The sequence below is a fragment of the Rhizobium sp. BK176 genome (assembly GCF_024808055.1).
In genome coordinates this window covers 273,923-290,278 of record NZ_JANUBV010000003.1, presented here as the reverse complement: position 1 = coordinate 290,278, position 16,356 = coordinate 273,923, and the positions used below count along the sequence as shown (strand labels likewise).

The following is a 16,356-nucleotide window of genomic DNA, read 5'->3' as shown; positions in this document are numbered from 1 at the left end:
GAGGATTCCGTAAACTCAGGCCGCGTCGGCGGCCGTCAATTGCATGTCGAGGTGTTTGCCGTTGTGCCCGGTGATCACAGCCTGCACGAAGCTTCGGGGCGCCAGTCCGGCCGCTGCGACAAGCGTGAAGTTCTCGGTATGCGCCAAACCGTTGTTTTCCACCAGCAGCCATTGCCGCGTTCCGACCATTCCGTCGAGATGGGACTGATGCAGGCGATGTCCAGTGGCGCGAAGCCGCGCTGCCCGCTCCTTGACCAGCGCGCGATCGAGCTGCGGCATCCGCGCGGCGGGCGTCCCCGGCCGTGGGCTGTACGGGAATACGTGAAGATGGGCGATACCGGCCTTTTCCGCGAGCCGCTCGGCATTGGCGAACATCTCTTCGCTCTCTGTCGGGAACCCGGCGATCATATCTGCGCCGAAGCTCATCTCAGGCCGCAGGCGGCGCACGTCGTTGACGAAGGCCAAGGCGTCCGCGCTGGAATGGCGGCGCTTCATTCGCTTCAGGATCATGTCGTCACCATGCTGCAGGGAAAGGTGAAGATGTGGCATGAACCGCTCTTCCTCGGCGATCAGGTCCAGCAGATGCTTGTCCGCCTCGATGCTGTCGATCGACGAAAGCCGCAGGCGGCGAATATCGGGCACCTGCTTCAGAAGCGTCTTCGCGAGCAACCCGAGCGTCGGTTCGCCGGGTAGGTCAGCGCCGTAACTGGTCGCATCGACCCCGGTCAGAACGATCTCGCGGTAGCCGCTTTCGACGAGCTTGCGCGCCTGGTCGACGACCGCTCCCATTGGCACCGAACGCGAATTGCCCCGACCATAGGGAATGATGCAGAAGGTGCAGCGGTGGTCGCAGCCGTTCTGGACCTGGATGAAAGCCCGCACGTGACCATCGATGTGCTTGACCATCTGCGGCGCTGTCTGGCGCACGCTCATGATGTCGTTGACGCGTAGCTTCTCTTCCGCCGAAACACCAAAATCCGGCAGAGCGCGATAGGAAGCGCTCTTCAGTTTTTCCTCGTTGCCAAGGACGGCATCGACCTCTGCCATGTCGGCGAAGGTTTCCTTCTCCGTCTGGGCCGCGCAACCTGTCACGATGATGCGGGCATGAGGATTGTCGCGCCGCGCGCGACGGATTGCCTGGCGAGCCTGACGCACGGCTTCACCGGTGACGGCGCAGGTATTGACGAGGATGGCATTGTTGAGCCCGGCCTTTTCAGCCTCCGCCCGCATCACTTCGGATTCGTAGGTATTCAGACGACAGCCGAAGGTGATGACTTCGACGCCGCTCACCGCGCTTCCGCTCCCGGCGCCGCATCGCGCGACCACGAACCCGTCGCCGGATCGAGCGTGCCGGACCATTCCCATTCGGCGGGCCCCGTCATGATCACGTGGCCATCGCGTTCGCGCCATTCGATGTTGAGTATGCCCTGATTTGGGCTGCTTGCGACCTTCACCGCCACTTCGCGTCCGGTCCGTCCGGTGCGAGCGGCGGAAACAGCCGTCGCACAGGCCGCAGAACCACAGGCAAGCGTCAGTCCCGCTCCCCGCTCCCAGGTGCGCGTCGTAATCGAACTGGGAGAGGTCACCTGCGCCAGCGTGATATTGGCGCGCTCCGGGAACATCGGATGGTTTTCAAGCAGCGGTCCAAAGCGGCCGAGATCGAACGACATCGGATCGCGGTCGATCCAGAAGATCGCATGCGGATTGCCCATCGAGGCGACGGAAGGCGAATGCAGGACCGGGTTGTCGATCGGCCCGATCTGCAGCTCGATGCGGCTGGTATCATGGAATTCTTCGGCAAGCGGAATCTTATCCCACTCGAAGACCGGCTTGCCCATATCGACGGAGATCGTCCCATCATCATGCTCGACGGCATTGAGGATGCCGGCCACCGTCTGGAACGTGAAAACCTTCTTGCCGGTTTCCGAAGCAAGCGCCTGTACGACGCAGCGCGTGCCGTTGCCGCAGGCTTGTGCCTTCGAGCCGTCGGAGTTCAGGATATCAATCCAGGCATCCGTGCCCGCTGCTTTCGGATCGTGGATCGCCATGATCTGGTCGAACTGCGTGTCGGGTGCGGCATTCAGCGCGATCGCCGCGGCCGGCGTCACCTTGTCGGCACGACCGCGCATGTCAACGACGAGGATCTTGTTGCCAAGCCCGTTCATCTTCGCGAATTCGACCGTTGCGCTCATAGTGTCATGTCCGTCTCTGTTTGGGCTGTATATGGCGGAAATGCATGGGAATTACCAGTGGGTTGACTGGCGTGGCTTCAGCTACACATTGGCAGAAGGAGATAGCCAGACTTCATATTTAAGAATGACTGCAAATATCTAGCGCTTTTCGCCGCTTCGAGGCATTCTTGCTCTCGGATGGTGCTTTTGGCAGGGAGGATCGCCGATGCGCTGCTTCACGGTACTTGGGCCCTCGCAGACGGGAAAGACGACGCTCGTCGCAAAGCTGGCCTCGCTCGAGGGAACGCCCAGAAAGTCAGCCTCTCCATATGGATCAAGCCTGACGGAGTTCGATTTCAAGGACGAAGCGTGGTGTGCGATCGACACACCCGGAGCAAACGAGGCGCTGGCCTTGGCGCAAGATGCCCTGCTCGCTAGCGACGCCTGTATTCTCTGCATATCACCAACACCCGACGAAGCGGTTCTGGTGGCACCCTATCTGCGGGCGATCGAGGCGTCCGGCACGCCCTGTTTGGTCTTCATTAACAGGATGGACGAGCCGCGCGGCCGATTGCGCGACGTCATCGGCGCACTCCAGGCCTACTCAAACCACCCCCTCGTTCTGCGGCAGGTGCCGATCCGCGAAGGCGACACGGTCGTCGGCAGTTGCGACCTGATTTCCGAACGCGCCTGGCGCTATCGCGAAGGTCAGCCTTCCGCGCTGATCGAACTACCCAAGGACGTTGCCGAGCGCGAGCACGAGGCGCGAACGGAGATGCTGGAGCAGCTTTCGGAATTCGACGATTGGCTTCTCGAGGAACTCATCGAGGATAGAGAGCCGGCAAGCGACACGCTGTTTGCGATTTCCTCGCGCATCCTCAAGGAAAATCGGATCATCCCCGTATTGTTCGGCTCCGCCTCACATAGCAACGGCATCATGCGTCTGATGAAGGCGCTCCGCCACGAGGCGCCGCCGGCAACAGCGCTTCGAACTCGGCTTGCCGCCTCTTCCGCTGCGGACGAAGCGACACTTTCAGCCGTGAGTTTCCACGCCTACCACAAGGCCAATGTTGGCAAGACGGTCCTTGTGCGGGCACTCGTCGATGGCCTGAAACAGGGCGCCTCCCTTGGCGGTCCTACGCTGGGTCCCCTGCAGGAAGCCGGCAACGGAAAACCGATCAGCGGCCCTGTGCAGGCCGGCAGTATCTTTGCCGCTCTGAAATCGGACCATCTGCCCGTGCCCGCATTGCTGACGCAAGCCGGAAGCCTCGAGCCCCCCGACTGGACAACACCGCCGACACCGATGCTGGAGAGGATCCTCATTCCCGGCAGCGAGCGCGACGAGACCAAGCTCTCGGCGACGCTTGCAAAGCTGGCGGAAACCGATCGCGGCTTGAAGGTCATGCAGGAAGAAGGAACCGGCGCGGCGCTGATCTGCGCCCAAGGGCCCGTTCACCTGCGCGATCTCCGCAAGACGCTTTCCGAGGTTTTCCGGGTCGAGGTTTCGGAACGCGCACCCAACCCGGTCTACCGGGAGACGATCTCCAAGCCCTCGGACGTCCATTATCGACACCGCAAGCAGACAGGCGGCGCCGGGCAGTTCGCGGATGTGCAACTCAGCGTCAGGCCGAACGAGCGCGGCCACGGGTTTACGTTTGCGGAAAACGTCAAGGGCGGCACCGTGCCGCGAAACTACATCCCGGCTGTCGAGGCCGGCGCCCGCGAAGCGATGGAAAAGGGGCCGCTCGGCTTCCAGGTCATTGACGTCGATGTCACCTTGACGGACGGCCAGTATCACTCGGTCGACAGCTCCGACTTCGCTTTTCGGACCGCCGGAAAGATGGGGGTCAAGCAGGCGCTGTCGCAGGCGTCAGCCGTCCTCATGCAGCCCGTCGTCAGGGTGGAAATCCATATCCCCTCGGTCTACTCAGGCGGCATGGTGACACTCGTTTCTTCGCTCAAGGGACAGGTGCTCGGCTTCGACCGCGACGAGAACGCCAAGGGCTGGGACATCTTTCGAGCGCTGGTACCGGGTGGCGTGCTTGACGATCTCGCCCGGTCGCTCAAGTCCGCAACGCAGGGCATCGGCCATTTCTCCAAGACCTTCGATCATTTCGAAGAGCTCTACGGCAAGGAAGCCGACAGCATCATCAATGCGCATGGTTCAGGCGCCCAGACGCACTGATCATACCGGCGGCACGTCGAAGACCTCACCTGCCCGGAGCGGCCGGAACCGATCCGGGGATATGCCGTGCTCGATCATCGCTGTAGTGAGCGCCTTGACCGGCGCATCGACCGACTCGTCCGTCAGCTGGAATGTGGCGAAGTGGTGCCCGGCAACATAGGCGGCATTGGCAAGCTTCATTCCCATGACCGCTTCATCGGGATTTTGATGCTGGCCCTTCATGAACCAGCGCGGCTCATAGGCCCCGAACGGCAGGATGGCGAGGCGAAAGCCATCATGTTCCTGCTGGGCGGCCTTGTAGTTGACCCCGCCATGAAAGCCCGTATCGCCGATGTGATAGATCTTCCCGGCCGGCGTCGCCAACACGAAGGCAGCCCAGAGCGCCATGCGACGATCCCCGGTGCCGCGCGCCGACCAGTGGTGGGCGGGCTCCGCGTAGATATTGATCCCCGCAAGCGAGATGCGCTCGCCCCAGTCCATCGCCGTCACCTGTATGGTGGGGACGGCACGGCGAATGATCGTATCGTTGCCAAGCGGTGTGACGACATGCGGCCGGTGTTTCGCCTGCAGACGGCGAAGCGTCGCAACGTCGAGGTGATCGTAGTGGTTATGCGAAACGAACACGAGATCGATCGGCGGCAGATCGTCGAACGCTATACCGGGCGCAACGACGCGTTTAGGCCCGGCGAAGGCAAAGGGGCTGGCTCGATCGGACCAGACGGGATCCATCAGGATGTTCAACCCCGCGACCTGAATTAGCATAGTCGCATGGCCGACCATCGTTACCCTGATGTTCTCGCCAGCGACACGCAAATCCGGCTTGGCTGGCTGGAACGGGCTCGGTACCGACTTCGGCCAGCGATCCCGGCCGCCGCCGAACTGCCATCGCATCAGATCTCTGAAACCGAGAGGCTCGATACCGTCAGGATTGAAGAAATGCGTACCGTCGAAGTGATCGGAGACCGGACCTTGATAATAGGGATTGCGTCGTTTGGCCGTGGGCATGCAAGAGCGTTTCCGTTGAAGGAAAAGCAGATCTGGGATCGGGCGCGCGGTTTTGAAAGGCCGAAACGCCGTCTTTTCTCGGCTTTGCCTTGACTCGCGCCGCTTTTTCCTGTTTACCGCCGCTCAATCTGCGACGAGCTTCAAGACTCGAGCCACCGACCGGGACCCGCAAAGGTATAAATCGATCCCGGAGGTCCACACCCGACAGCGCGATGCGCCCTCGGGTGGTTTTTGGCTATGCGTCTTGTTTTCGTCAAGGAAAAGCACAAGGTTTCCGTCTCCAGGAAATCACAAGGAAGAGCCGATGTTTGAGAACCTCCAGGACCGTCTTGGATCCATTCTGAATGGACTGACAGGCCGTGGCGCGCTTTCGGAAAGCGATGTTTCCGCAGCGCTGCGCGAGGTTCGCCGTGCGCTTCTGGAGGCTGATGTCGCGCTTGACGTGGTGCGCGGCTTTACCGATCGCGTCCGCGAAAAGGCCGTCGGCGCCGAGATCCTGAAGTCGATCAAGCCCGGCCAGATGGTCGTCAAGATCGTCCATGATGAGCTGATCGAGATGCTCGGCGGCGAAGGCGTGGGCGTCGACCTGCATGCCGTTGCCCCCGTCGTCATCATGATGGTCGGTCTGCAGGGCTCGGGCAAGACGACCACGACGGGGAAGATCGCCAAGCGTCTCACCGATCGCGAGAAGAAGAAAGTGCTGATGGCGTCGCTCGATACGCGACGTCCGGCCGCCCAGGAACAGCTGCGCCAGCTCGGCGTGCAGACAAACGTTGACACGCTGCCCGTGATCGCAGGCCAGTCGCCGACCGATATCGCTGCGCGCGCCGTACAGGCCGCCAAGCTCGGCGGCCATGACGTCGTCATCCTCGACACCGCCGGCCGTACGCATATCGACGAGCCCTTGATGGTCGAGATGGCCGACATCAAGAAGAAGTCGAACCCGCATGAAATCCTGCTGGTCGCGGATAGCTTGACCGGTCAGGATGCCGTCAACCTAGCGCGCAGCTTCGACGAACGTGTCGGCATCACCGGCCTGGTGCTCACCCGCATGGACGGCGATGGCCGTGGCGGTGCCGCCCTTTCGATGCGCGCCGTTACCGGCAAGCCGATCAAGCTCATCGGTGTCGGCGAGCGCATGGGCGAACTCGAAGAGTTCCACCCCCGCCGTATCGCCGACCGCATTCTCGGCATGGGCGACATCGTTTCGCTGGTTGAGCGCGCCGCCGAAAACATCGACGCCGAAAAGGCGGCGGCCATGGCCGCCAAGATGGCCAAGGGCAAGTTCGACCTCAACGACCTCGCCGACCAGCTGCGCCAGATGCAGAAGATGGGCGGCATGGGCGGCATCATGAGCATGATGCCCGGCATGGCCGGCATGAAGGACAAGATGGCTTCGGCCGGCCTCAACGACAGCCTGTTCGGTCGCCAGCTCGCCATCATCGGTTCGATGACCAAGGCCGAGCGTGCCAACCCTGACATACTCAAGCATTCGCGCAAGAAGCGCATCGCTGCCGGCTCCGGCACCGACGCCTCCGACATCAACAAGCTTCTGAAGATGCACCGCCAGATGGCGGACATGATGAAGATGATGGGCGGCAAGGGCAAGGGCGGCCTGATGAAGCAGATGATGGGTGGCCTTGCCGGCAAGATGGGTCTTGGCGGCCTCGGCGGCGGCATGCCCGATCTTTCGAACATTGATCCCAAGCAGCTCGAAGCGCTCCAGAAGCAGGCTGAAGCTGCCGGTCTAGGAAAGCCGGGCGGCGGGCTGCCCGGTCTTGGCGGCGGCGGTTTGCCGGGTCTGGGCGGCGCCAAGCTTCCGGGTCTCGGCGGTGGTTTCCCGGGCCTTCCCGGCCTGCCCAAGAAGAAGTGAAGGGGTCGCGTAGACAATGATTGATCCTGAAATCAAAGCCCAGCTTTCGAACTATCGCCAGTCGATCGACAACATCGACGCCGCGCTGGTCCATATCCTGGCCGAACGTTTCCGCTGCACCAAAGAAGTCGGCGTTCTCAAGGCCAAGTACAAGTTGCCGCCGGCCGATCCGGCGCGCGAAGAATACCAGATCGAACGCCTCCGCCATCTGGCGAAGGATGCCAATCTGGATCCGGATTTCGCCGAGAAGTTCCTGAACTTCATCATCAAGGAAGTCATCCGGCATCATGAGCAGATCGCTGCAGACCACGCCGAAAACGGCGCCGCAGCAAAATGAACCATACCGCCGGATCAGGCGGTCCAGAAAAGTCCAAGGAGTAAAGAAAATGGCACTGAAAATTCGTCTCGCACGCGGTGGTTCCAAGAAGCGCCCGTACTACCACATCGTTCTCGCTGACGCCCGTTCGCCGCGCGATGGCCGCTTCCTCGAAAACCTCGGTTCCTGGAATCCGATGCTCGCCAAGGACAACGGCGCTCGTATCACCCTGAACAACGACCGTATCAAGCACTGGCTCGATCAGGGCGCACAGCCGACCGACCGCGTTCTGCGCTTCCTCAACGAAGCCGGCCTCGCAAAGCGTGACGCCAAGAGCAACCCGGAAAAGGCAAAGCCGGGCAAGAAGGCTCAGGAGCGCGCTGCTGAAAAGGCTCAGAAGGCCGCCGACGCTGCTGAAGCTGCTGCTTCCGCAGAATAATCGGGGACTTTCCCTTATCGAACGGGCGGCATGGCGACATGCCGCCCGTTTTCGTTTCCATTCCGCCGCACTTCGTTTAAGAGAAGCCAAGATTTGCGGCTTCATGTGAAGGACGTCATGGCAAAGCTTGAAAATCCCGTTCTGATGGCAACGATCGGTGGCGCCCAGGGCCTGCGCGGCGAAGTGCGCGCCAAGGCCTACACTGCCGACCCGACGGCCCTCGGCGACTATGGCAACCTGCACAGCCTTGATGGCCGTACCTTCGAAATCCTCGACATCCGGGAAATGAAGAACGTCGTTGTCGTCCGCTTCCGCGGGATTAACGATCGCAATGCTGCCGAGGAACTGAACGGACTGGAGCTCTATATCGAGCGCGACAACCTGCCGGACGAGGAACTGGAGGAAGACGAATTCTTCTACGCCGACCTCGAGGGCCTGGAAGCGCTCGACGACCAGGGCGTCAGCTACGGCACAGTGACCGGCGTTTTCGACTTCGGTGCCGGCGACCTCCTGGAACTGAAGGGTCCCGGCAAGCGCCCCGTGTTGATCCCCTTCTCGGAAGCCTCGGTTCTCGATATCGACCTCGAAAGCGGCAGGATCACCATCGATCCCTTGGCTGCCGGTCTCGTCGATACCGAGGATGACAGCGCGAAATTCACGCCAGACACGCCGAAAAAGAAGAAGTGAGGCGGTCGATGGCGTTTCGCGCGACCGTGCTGACCCTCTACCCGGAAATGTTTCCGGGTCACCTCGGCTATTCCCTTGCCGGCAAGGCGATGGAACGTGGCCAGTGGTCGCTCGACACGTTGCAGATTCGCGATTTTGCCACCGACAAGCACCGCACTGTCGATGATACGCCCGCTGGCGGTGGCGCCGGAATGGTGCTCAAACCCGACGTCCTCGCCCGCGCCATCGACAGTGCTTCAGAGAACGACAGCCGTCCACGCCTGCTGATGAGCCCGCGCGGGAAGCCGCTGACCCAGGAGCGCGTGCGCGAACTGGCGTCCGGCGATGGCGTCATCATCGTCTGCGGTCGCTTCGAGGGCGTCGATCAGCGCGTCATCGAAGCGCGCGAGCTGGAAGAAGTCTCGATCGGCGACTACGTGCTGTCGGGCGGCGAGCCGGCGGCGCTGACCGTGCTGGACGCAATCGTCCGCATTCTGCCGGGCGTCATGGGAAACGATCTTTCCGGATTGCATGAGAGTTTCGAAGGCGGCCTGCTGGAGCATCCGCACTACACCCGTCCGCAGGAATGGGAGGGCCGCGAGATCCCGGCGATCCTGACGTCGGGCAATCATGGCGCAATCGAAAAATGGCGCCGCGAGCAGGCGCTGCAGCTGACTCGCGAACGACGCCCGGACCTGTTGGAAGAATGAAAAATGCCCGGCCAAAGCCGGGCATTGCATTGTTTGGTGTCAGTTCGTAGCGCCGACTGCGGAGCCACGTGTGCCCATGCGCAACACGTAGTAGACGACACCGCCAATGCCGACGCCGAAGAACCAGCCATAGGTCCCCCACCATTCCGGCAAGATCGACGTGAAAGTCGGGAGAACCGACGAGAACAGCGAGCCGATGAGGAAGGCGATGAACGCATTCGTGTGCCAGCCATTCTGGAAGCGGAACTCGCCATTCTCCTGATAGAGGTCTGAGACGTTCAGCTCACCCTTCCGGATCAGATAGTAGTCGACCATCATGATCCCGAAGATCGGACCCATTGTCGAACCGATGAAGTTGACGAAGTGTGCAGCACCCGTCTCCCACGGTGCGAAGGGGTAGAGCACCAGCGCGATCAGGGCTGCGATATAGCCGCCGCCCTTGAAGCTGATCTGGCGAGGGAAGACATTCGAGAAATCGAAGGCTGGCGAGACGAAGTTGGCCACCACGTTGATGCCAAGCGTTGCGACAGCGAAGGTCAAGGCGGCAAGCAATGCCAGGAACCAGCTGTCGAATTTCGCCGAGATTGCTTCCGGATGCAGCAACACTTCGCCGTAGACGGTGAACGCAGCCGTGGTGGTAACGCCTGCGACGAGGCAGAAGGCGAGCAAGTTGATCGGCAGGCCCCAGAGATTGCCGGTGCGCAGGGTTTTCGTGTCCTTGGCATAGCGCGAGAAATCGCAGAAGTTCAGGTAGAGCGCTGCGAAGTAGGTGATCCAGGTGGCGGCAACGGCGGCAAGAGCCGGGAAGGTGCCGGGTTCGTAGGAAATGCCCGCGTCTTTCGTCTTCTCAAGCAGCACGTCGCGCGGGATCTCGCTGCCGAAGGAGAAGGTGCCGGCCTTGGTGATGAGATAGACGGCGAGAACAAGCATCATGATCCAGACGGCAGGGCCGGCCAGGTCCTGGAACTTGCGCACCGTCTCCATGCCGCGCTGAATGATCAGGAGCTGCAGCGCCCAGACGACAACGTAGCAGATCACCTCGAGCGTGGAGTGACCAAGCATGTGGCTGTTCTGATGGAAGGCCAGCATGCTCTCGTTGCGAATGAGAAGAGCGACGATCGCGCCGGATGCAGCCGCCGTCTGTGCGCCGTACCAGAAGCAGGCGACAACGGCGCGAACCAGAGCCGGGGCATTGGCTCCGAACGTGCCGAACGAAGCGCGCGCAAGTACCGGGAACGGTACGCCCGTCTTGACGCCGGCGTTACCGACGAGGCTCATGAGGAAGAAGATGACCAGCGAGCCGAGACCGATGGCGATCACGAAATTGATGAAGCTGCCGCACAGCAGGAAAAGGCTGGCGGCGAGATAATAGCCCCAAAGGCTGTGAACATCAGAAGTCCACACATTGAATATACTGAAAGCGCCCCACTTCCTCTCCTGAGCGGGCGCGAGGTCCTCGTTATATAACGAGGGCGACGGATTACTGACTGTCATTCATTCCCCTCCGAAAACTCCGACGGATCACAATTTGATCCGAAACAGAATCTGCTCCTCGGTTGGGCATTTGACAAATATTTAATCAAATGAGTCACAGGCTTGATATTGTGCAGCGCCGTTGAAGGCCGCGTTTTATCGGCCGACGCAGCGAAATTTCCGGGCCGAAGGGGTGACAAAGCCTGCGCAATACGGTATGCGCACGCCCGGAATGGGAAAACTCCCATCAACCATGCAAAGAAAAACAGACGAATTCGCTCCTGCCCTCACCGGCAAATATCTGAGGCTCGACCAAGGATAGATCGTTCAGAGCGCTCTGGCTGTTGAACCAACAAAGAGGTTGAGTCATGAACATCATTCAGCAGCTTGAGGCCGAACAGGTCGCCAAGATCGAAGCCCAGCGCACGCTTCCTGAATTCTCCCCAGGCGATACCGTTCGCGTCAACGTGAAGGTCAAGGAAGGCAACCGTACCCGCGTACAGGCCTACGAAGGCGTTTGCATCGCTCGCTCCGGCGGTGGCCTGCAGGAGAACTTCACGGTTCGCAAGATCTCCTACGGCGAAGGCGTCGAGCGCGTATTCCCGGTCTACTCCCCGGCAATCGAAAGCGTAGAAGTCGTTCGCCGCGGTAAGGTCCGTCGCGCGAAGCTTTACTACCTGCGCGATCGTCGCGGCAAGTCGGCTCGTATCGTCGAGAACACCGGCACGCGCGCCCGCAAGCTCAACGACGCCGAGCGCCAGGCCGTTGCCGAGGAAAAGGCACGTCTGGAAGCCGAAAAGGTTGCAGCAGCTCAGGCGCTCGCGGCCGAAAAGGCAGCTCAGGAAGCCGCAGAAGCCAAGGCAGCAGCAGAAGCTGCAGCAGCGGCCGAGCCGGCAGCAGAATAAGTTTCAATCCTCACGGATTGTTGGAAAAGGCGACCTTCGGGTCGCCTTTTTTATTGCGTGCGATGATACGCAGACAGTTCCCCCAAGGACCATTGTCCGGAATTGCGAACAACCCGTGCGGAAAGCATGGCGTTATCAGCAGACCGAACCTGCCCTATGTCTACCCCGTCTTTAAACGGAGTAGATCATGTCCAATCTCGAAAAATCGGGCACATTCACACTCGGCGACCGTGCGGTGACGCGGCTCGGTTATGGTGCCATGCAACTGGCCGGCAAGGGCGTCTTCGGCCCACCGAAAGACCGCGGCGAAGCCATAGCCGTTCTGCGTGAAGCCATCGAAAGCGGCGTCAACCACATCGACACCAGCGACTTCTATGGCCCGCACGTCACCAATCAGATCATCAGGGAAGCGCTGCATCCTTACAGCGACAGTCTCGTGATCGTCACCAAGATCGGAGCGACACGCGGCCCGGATGCATCCTGGAACCCGGCCTTCTCTCGGGAAGCGTTAACGAAGGCGATCCACGACAACCTGACGAACCTCGGCCTCGATGTGATCGAGGTGGTCAATCTGCGCGCCATGTTTGATGTTCACGGCCCCGCGGAAGGATCTTTGGAGGAGCCTCTCACGGTCCTCGCCGACCTTCAGCGCCAGGGCCTTGTCAAACACATCGGACTCTCCAGCGTCACCGCCAAGCAAATTGCCGACGGCCGAAAGATCACCGAGATCGTTTGTGTCCAGAATCAATACAATCTTGCGCATCGGGAGGACGATGCGCTGATCGACCAGCTTGCCGTGGAGCAGACAGCCTATGTTCCGTTCTTTCCGCTCGGCGGCTTCTCGCCGCTGCAATCCTCCACGCTTTCGGACGTCGCCGAGGATCTGGGCGCAACGCCGATGCAGGTTGCGCTAGCCTGGCTCCTGCAGCGCGCACCGAATATCCTGCTCATACCTGGCACCTCGTCACGGGTCCACCTCAGGGAGAATCTCGCGGTCGCAGACATTGGCTTGCCCGCCGATGCGATTGCGAAATTGAACGGCATCGCATCGGCAAAAGTGAGCTAGCTTTCGCGGCTGTGATGGAAGCGTTGCCATCTTGTTACTTGGCCGGTGATGCTCGCAATGCATCTCGCAAAAATCTTCGCAGGAAGAGGCGGTCTTTGGGGCCGCCTTTTCTGTTTTTGCACGGCGACATGCGGCAATTCTCTTGCTATCCGCTTCGCAACTATGACAGGTTTCGCGAGCTATATTTCGGGGAGATACCTAATGCCGTTCCGCCGCGCCGTCCTTGCAGGACTGACCGCTCTCATCCTGTCGCCGCTCGCGACCTTTGCCGCCGATCTTCCCGACCTCAAGGGCAAGGCAGTCGTTGTCGTGACCGAAAACGCCTACCCGCCGCTGCAGTTCGTCGACCCGAAGTCCGGCAAGGCGATCGGCTGGGAATATGACGCGATGAACGAGATCGCAAAGCGGCTGAATTTCAAGGTCGAGTACCAGAACACCAGCTGGGACGCGATGATCCAGGCCGTCTCCGACAACCAGTACAATATTGGCATGACCGGTATCACCATCAAGGACGACCGCAAGGCAAAGGTGGATTTCTCCGATCCCTACATGCGCTCGCAGCAGTTCATGCTGGTGCGCGGCGACGAAAACCGGTTCAACGACGCGAAGACCTTCGGCGCCTTCAATGAAGGCCTCGTTGGCGCGCAGCCCGGCACCTCGCCCTTCTACACGGCCGTCTACGAGATCCTCGACGGCAACGAGCAGAATCCGCGCATCAAGCTTTTCGAGACTTTCGGCGCCACCGTTCAGGCCCTCAAGGCTGGAGACGTCGATGTCGTGCTCACCGATAGCGTCGCCGCCAAAGGCTATGTCGATGCCTCGAACGGTGGCCTGAAGGTCGTCGGCGGCCCGCTCGGCACCGAAGATTTCGGCTTCATCTTCCCGAAGGGCTCCGATCTCGTGGCACCCGTCAACGCGGCGATCGCCAGCCTCAAGGCGGACGGCACCTTCGACGCGCTGAACAAAAAGTGGTTCTTCGACTACAAGATGGGACAATGATCCTTTCTTCGGTTAACACGTAATGGCTCCTCAGCCGGCCCCGGTTGGGCAGAGTAAGGGCGACTACCCCTGGTGGCTTGTCGCCCTCGTCGCGATCGGCATCGTCCTTGCCGTCGTCATCGTCACCAACGACATCTACGCGCAGGTCTTCCGCACCGTCTTCAATGGCGTCGGCGTTACCATCTTCGTGACGCTGGTAGGGTTTGCGCTCGCGACCCTTCTTGGCCTTGGCATCGCGTTGCTCGGACTGTCCGACAGTGTCGTGCTTCGCCAGATCTCCCGCTTCTATGTCGAAGTCATCCGCGGCGTGCCGATGCTGGTGCTGCTATTCTACGTCGCCTTCGTCGGCGCCCCCGGCATCGTCGCCGCCTACAACTTCCTGACCAGTCCACTGGTCCAGGCGGGCTTCAGCGAACCGGTGATGGTGCGCGACTTCTCGCTGATGTGGCGAGCGATCATCGCGCTTATGATCGGCTACTCCTCCTTCATCGCCGAAGTCTTCCGCGCCGGCATCCAGTCAGTCGATCAGGGGCAGATCGAGGCCGCCAAGGCGCTCGGCCTCTCGCGCTATCACCGTTTCCGCTTCGTGGTCTTCCCGCAGGCCATCAAGGTGATCTTTCCGCCGCTATCGAACGACTTCGTGGCGATGGTCAAGGACTCGTCGCTGGTATCGGTCCTCGGCGTGTCCGACATCACCCAGATGGGAAAAATCTACGCCTCCGGCTCCTTCCGCTTCTTTGAAACCTACTCGATCGTCACCTACATCTATCTCATCCTGACGATCGGCCTGTCGCTTGCATTGCGCCAGGTCGAGAAGCGGATGCGCAGAAGAGACGGGCGATAACGGCGTCATGATTCGAATTGCCGCCGTCGCCAAAAATTGATATGTGACGGCCCATGGAATCCAAGTTCAAGTGCATTGGCGCGCATATTTTCGTGCTGCAGGATCATTACCGCCTGCCGGCACGCTTCTTTGCGTCGGTGTCCGGTGCACTCAACAGCCGACTTCGTTGATCGAATGACGGCCGGCGGAGCCTTGTCCGCCCAAACTCTATCTCTCCATACGCATTCAATACGGACACAACGCCATGAGCGCACCGCGTACCCTTTACGACAAGATCTGGGCCGACCATCTGGTTGATGAACAGGCTGACGGCACCTGTCTTCTCTACATCGACCGCCACCTGGTCCACGAAGTCACCTCGCCGCAGGCTTTCGAAGGCCTGCGTATGACTGGCCGCAAGGTTCGCGCGCCGGAAAAGACGCTGGCTGTCGTCGACCATAACGTTCCGACGTCACCCGACCGGCATCTCGGCATCAAGAACGAAGAGAGCCGCATTCAGGTCGAGCAGCTCGCCATCAATGCCGCCGAGTTCAATGTCGAATACTACTCGGAGAACGACAAGCGGCAGGGCATCGTCCATATCATCGGACCTGAACAGGGCTTCACCCTGCCCGGCATGACGATCGTCTGCGGCGACAGCCACACCTCGACGCACGGCGCCTTCGGCTCGCTCGCCCATGGCATCGGTACTTCTGAGGTCGAGCACGTGCTCGCCACGCAGACCCTGATCCAGAAGAAGGCGAAGAACATGCTGGTGCAGGTTGACGGGCAGCTGCCTGCCGGCGTCACCGCCAAGGACATCGTTCTTGCCATCATCGGTGAAATCGGCACCGCCGGCGGCACCGGCTACGTCATCGAATACGCCGGCGAAGCCATTCGCGCGCTGTCGATGGAAGGCCGCATGACCATCTGCAACATGTCGATCGAAGGCGGCGCCCGCGCCGGGCTGATTGCGCCGGACGAAACCACCTTCGAATACATCAAGGGCAAGCCGCGCGCGCCGAAAGGCGAGGCGCTGGAGCAAGCGATCGCCTATTGGAAGACTCTGAAGTCGGACGAAGGCGCGCATTTTGACCGCGTTGTGAAGCTCAACGCCGCCGAATTGCCCCCGATTGTGTCTTGGGGTTCCTCGCCGGAGGACGTCATCTCCGTTCAGGGCGTCGTTCCGAACCCGGACGAAATTCCGGAGGAGACGAAGCGTGCTTCCAAGTGGCGTGCGCTCGACTACATGGGCCTGAAGCCCGGCACCCCGATCACCGAGATCAACATCGACCGCGTCTTCATCGGCTCCTGCACGAATGGCCGCATCGAAGACCTGCGCGCCGTTGCCAAGGTTGTCGAAGGCAAGACCGTCGCCTCGACCGTCAACGCCATGATCGTTCCGGGCTCCGGCCTCGTGAAGGAACAGGCGGAGCAGGAAGGTCTCGACAAGATCTTCAAGGCAGCCGGCTTTGACTGGCGCGAGCCGGGTTGCTCCATGTGCCTCGCCATGAACGACGACCGCCTGAAGCCGGGCGAGCGTTGCGCTTCCACCTCGAACCGCAACTTCGAAGGCCGCCAGGGCTTCAAGGGCCGTACCCACCTGGTTTCTCCGGCGATGGCCGCTGCCGCCGCGATCGCCGGCCACTTCGTCGATATCCGCGAGTGGAACTAAGACATGACGGCCTCCCCTCGGAAACGACGGGGAGGCCACCTCAGCAGACA

At 60.9% G+C, this 16,356-nt stretch carries 15 protein-coding genes; 11 read left to right on the top strand and 4 right to left on the bottom strand.

Annotated elements, in window-relative coordinates; genetic code table 11:
- Positions 1–15: 15 nt before the first annotated feature.
- Complete coding sequence (mtaB, locus tag FHT76_RS14125) at positions 16–1,290, bottom strand: tRNA (N(6)-L-threonylcarbamoyladenosine(37)-C(2))-methylthiotransferase MtaB (RefSeq protein WP_183863746.1); 1,275 nt, start codon at positions 1,288–1,290, stop codon at positions 16–18.
- Positions 1,287–2,192 (bottom strand): diaminopimelate epimerase, encoded by a 906-nt coding sequence (gene dapF, locus FHT76_RS14120; RefSeq protein ID WP_183755138.1) that lies wholly within the window; start codon positions 2,190–2,192, stop codon positions 1,287–1,289. The genes mtaB and dapF overlap by 4 nt, the downstream gene beginning before the upstream one ends.
- A 205-nt stretch (positions 2,193–2,397) precedes the next feature.
- Here dapF and FHT76_RS14115 point away from each other — a divergent pair, with 205 nt between their 5' ends.
- On the top strand, positions 2,398–4,356 hold the full coding sequence (locus FHT76_RS14115; RefSeq protein ID WP_259126896.1) for an elongation factor G: 1,959 nt from the start codon (positions 2,398–2,400) through the stop codon (positions 4,354–4,356).
- Here the strand turns inward: FHT76_RS14115 and FHT76_RS14110 are convergent, their stop codons facing one another.
- The gene (locus FHT76_RS14110) at positions 4,357–5,361 is read right to left on the bottom strand and encodes an MBL fold metallo-hydrolase (protein ID WP_183863748.1); all 1,005 of its coding nucleotides are present in this window, start codon (positions 5,359–5,361) and stop codon (positions 4,357–4,359) included.
- 304 nt (positions 5,362–5,665) lie between these two features.
- Between FHT76_RS14110 and ffh the strand changes: the two genes are divergently transcribed.
- The 5 genes from ffh (at position 5,666) to trmD (ending at position 9,365) form a co-directional block, all read left to right on the top strand.
- The gene (gene ffh / locus FHT76_RS14105; protein ID WP_183863749.1) at positions 5,666–7,234 is read left to right on the top strand and encodes a signal recognition particle protein; all 1,569 of its coding nucleotides are present in this window, start codon (positions 5,666–5,668) and stop codon (positions 7,232–7,234) included.
- Between the two features lie 16 nt (positions 7,235–7,250).
- Positions 7,251–7,571 (top strand): chorismate mutase, encoded by a 321-nt coding sequence (locus FHT76_RS14100; RefSeq protein ID WP_016556656.1) that lies wholly within the window; start codon positions 7,251–7,253, stop codon positions 7,569–7,571.
- 49 nt (positions 7,572–7,620) lie between these two features.
- On the top strand, positions 7,621–7,989 hold the full coding sequence (rpsP, locus tag FHT76_RS14095; RefSeq protein ID WP_016556657.1) for a 30S ribosomal protein S16: 369 nt from the start codon (positions 7,621–7,623) through the stop codon (positions 7,987–7,989).
- A gap of 117 nt (positions 7,990–8,106) precedes the next feature.
- Positions 8,107–8,676, top strand: coding sequence for a ribosome maturation factor RimM (gene rimM / locus FHT76_RS14090; protein ID WP_183863750.1), 570 nt, complete (start codon positions 8,107–8,109; stop codon positions 8,674–8,676).
- 8 nt (positions 8,677–8,684) lie between these two features.
- Entirely contained in the window at positions 8,685–9,365 is a 681-nt protein-coding gene (gene trmD / locus FHT76_RS14085) for a tRNA (guanosine(37)-N1)-methyltransferase TrmD (RefSeq protein ID WP_183863751.1), read from the top strand.
- Between the two features lie 39 nt (positions 9,366–9,404).
- Here trmD and FHT76_RS14080 read toward each other — a convergent pair whose 3' ends face one another.
- The gene (locus FHT76_RS14080) at positions 9,405–10,859 is read right to left on the bottom strand and encodes an NCS1 family nucleobase:cation symporter-1 (RefSeq protein ID WP_259126900.1); all 1,455 of its coding nucleotides are present in this window, start codon (positions 10,857–10,859) and stop codon (positions 9,405–9,407) included.
- Between the two features lie 347 nt (positions 10,860–11,206).
- Between FHT76_RS14080 and rplS the strand changes: the two genes are divergently transcribed.
- From rplS to leuC, 5 genes are all read left to right on the top strand, one after another.
- Complete coding sequence (gene rplS, locus FHT76_RS14075; RefSeq protein ID WP_016556661.1) at positions 11,207–11,743, top strand: 50S ribosomal protein L19; 537 nt, start codon at positions 11,207–11,209, stop codon at positions 11,741–11,743.
- A gap of 187 nt (positions 11,744–11,930) precedes the next feature.
- Positions 11,931–12,809: an aldo/keto reductase family oxidoreductase gene (locus tag FHT76_RS14070; protein WP_259126901.1), complete on the top strand. Its 879-nt coding sequence runs from the start codon at positions 11,931–11,933 to the stop codon at positions 12,807–12,809.
- A 201-nt stretch (positions 12,810–13,010) separates the two neighbouring features.
- Positions 13,011–13,808 (top strand): transporter substrate-binding domain-containing protein, encoded by a 798-nt coding sequence (locus FHT76_RS14065; RefSeq protein WP_183863754.1) that lies wholly within the window; start codon positions 13,011–13,013, stop codon positions 13,806–13,808.
- Between the two features lie 22 nt (positions 13,809–13,830).
- Positions 13,831–14,652 carry an amino acid ABC transporter permease gene (locus tag FHT76_RS14060; RefSeq protein WP_183863755.1) on the top strand — a complete coding sequence of 274 codons (822 nt, stop codon included), beginning with the start codon at positions 13,831–13,833 and terminating at the stop codon, positions 14,650–14,652.
- Between the two features lie 244 nt (positions 14,653–14,896).
- Positions 14,897–16,306, top strand: coding sequence for a 3-isopropylmalate dehydratase large subunit (leuC, locus tag FHT76_RS14055; protein ID WP_016556667.1), 1,410 nt, complete (start codon positions 14,897–14,899; stop codon positions 16,304–16,306).
- Positions 16,307–16,356 lie beyond the last annotated feature (50 nt).

What these genes read in the sequence shown, in the direction of transcription:
- dapF (WP_183755138.1), bottom strand. Translation starts at nt 2,192, where the DNA reads ATGAGCGCAACGGTCGAATTCGCGAAGATGAACGGGCTTGGCAACAAG.
- FHT76_RS14115 (WP_259126896.1), top strand. Translation starts at nt 2,398, where the DNA reads ATGCGCTGCTTCACGGTACTTGGGCCCTCGCAGACGGGAAAGACGACG.
- FHT76_RS14110 (WP_183863748.1), bottom strand. Translation starts at nt 5,361, where the DNA reads ATGCCCACGGCCAAACGACGCAATCCCTATTATCAAGGTCCGGTCTCC.
- ffh (WP_183863749.1), top strand. Translation starts at nt 5,666, where the DNA reads ATGTTTGAGAACCTCCAGGACCGTCTTGGATCCATTCTGAATGGACTG.
- FHT76_RS14100 (WP_016556656.1), top strand. Translation starts at nt 7,251, where the DNA reads ATGATTGATCCTGAAATCAAAGCCCAGCTTTCGAACTATCGCCAGTCG.
- rpsP (WP_016556657.1), top strand. Translation starts at nt 7,621, where the DNA reads ATGGCACTGAAAATTCGTCTCGCACGCGGTGGTTCCAAGAAGCGCCCG.
- rimM (WP_183863750.1), top strand. Translation starts at nt 8,107, where the DNA reads ATGGCAAAGCTTGAAAATCCCGTTCTGATGGCAACGATCGGTGGCGCC.
- trmD (WP_183863751.1), top strand. Translation starts at nt 8,685, where the DNA reads ATGGCGTTTCGCGCGACCGTGCTGACCCTCTACCCGGAAATGTTTCCG.
- FHT76_RS14080 (WP_259126900.1), bottom strand. Translation starts at nt 10,859, where the DNA reads ATGACAGTCAGTAATCCGTCGCCCTCGTTATATAACGAGGACCTCGCG.
- rplS (WP_016556661.1), top strand. Translation starts at nt 11,207, where the DNA reads ATGAACATCATTCAGCAGCTTGAGGCCGAACAGGTCGCCAAGATCGAA.
- FHT76_RS14070 (WP_259126901.1), top strand. Translation starts at nt 11,931, where the DNA reads ATGTCCAATCTCGAAAAATCGGGCACATTCACACTCGGCGACCGTGCG.
- FHT76_RS14065 (WP_183863754.1), top strand. Translation starts at nt 13,011, where the DNA reads ATGCCGTTCCGCCGCGCCGTCCTTGCAGGACTGACCGCTCTCATCCTG.
- FHT76_RS14060 (WP_183863755.1), top strand. Translation starts at nt 13,831, where the DNA reads ATGGCTCCTCAGCCGGCCCCGGTTGGGCAGAGTAAGGGCGACTACCCC.
- leuC (WP_016556667.1), top strand. Translation starts at nt 14,897, where the DNA reads ATGAGCGCACCGCGTACCCTTTACGACAAGATCTGGGCCGACCATCTG.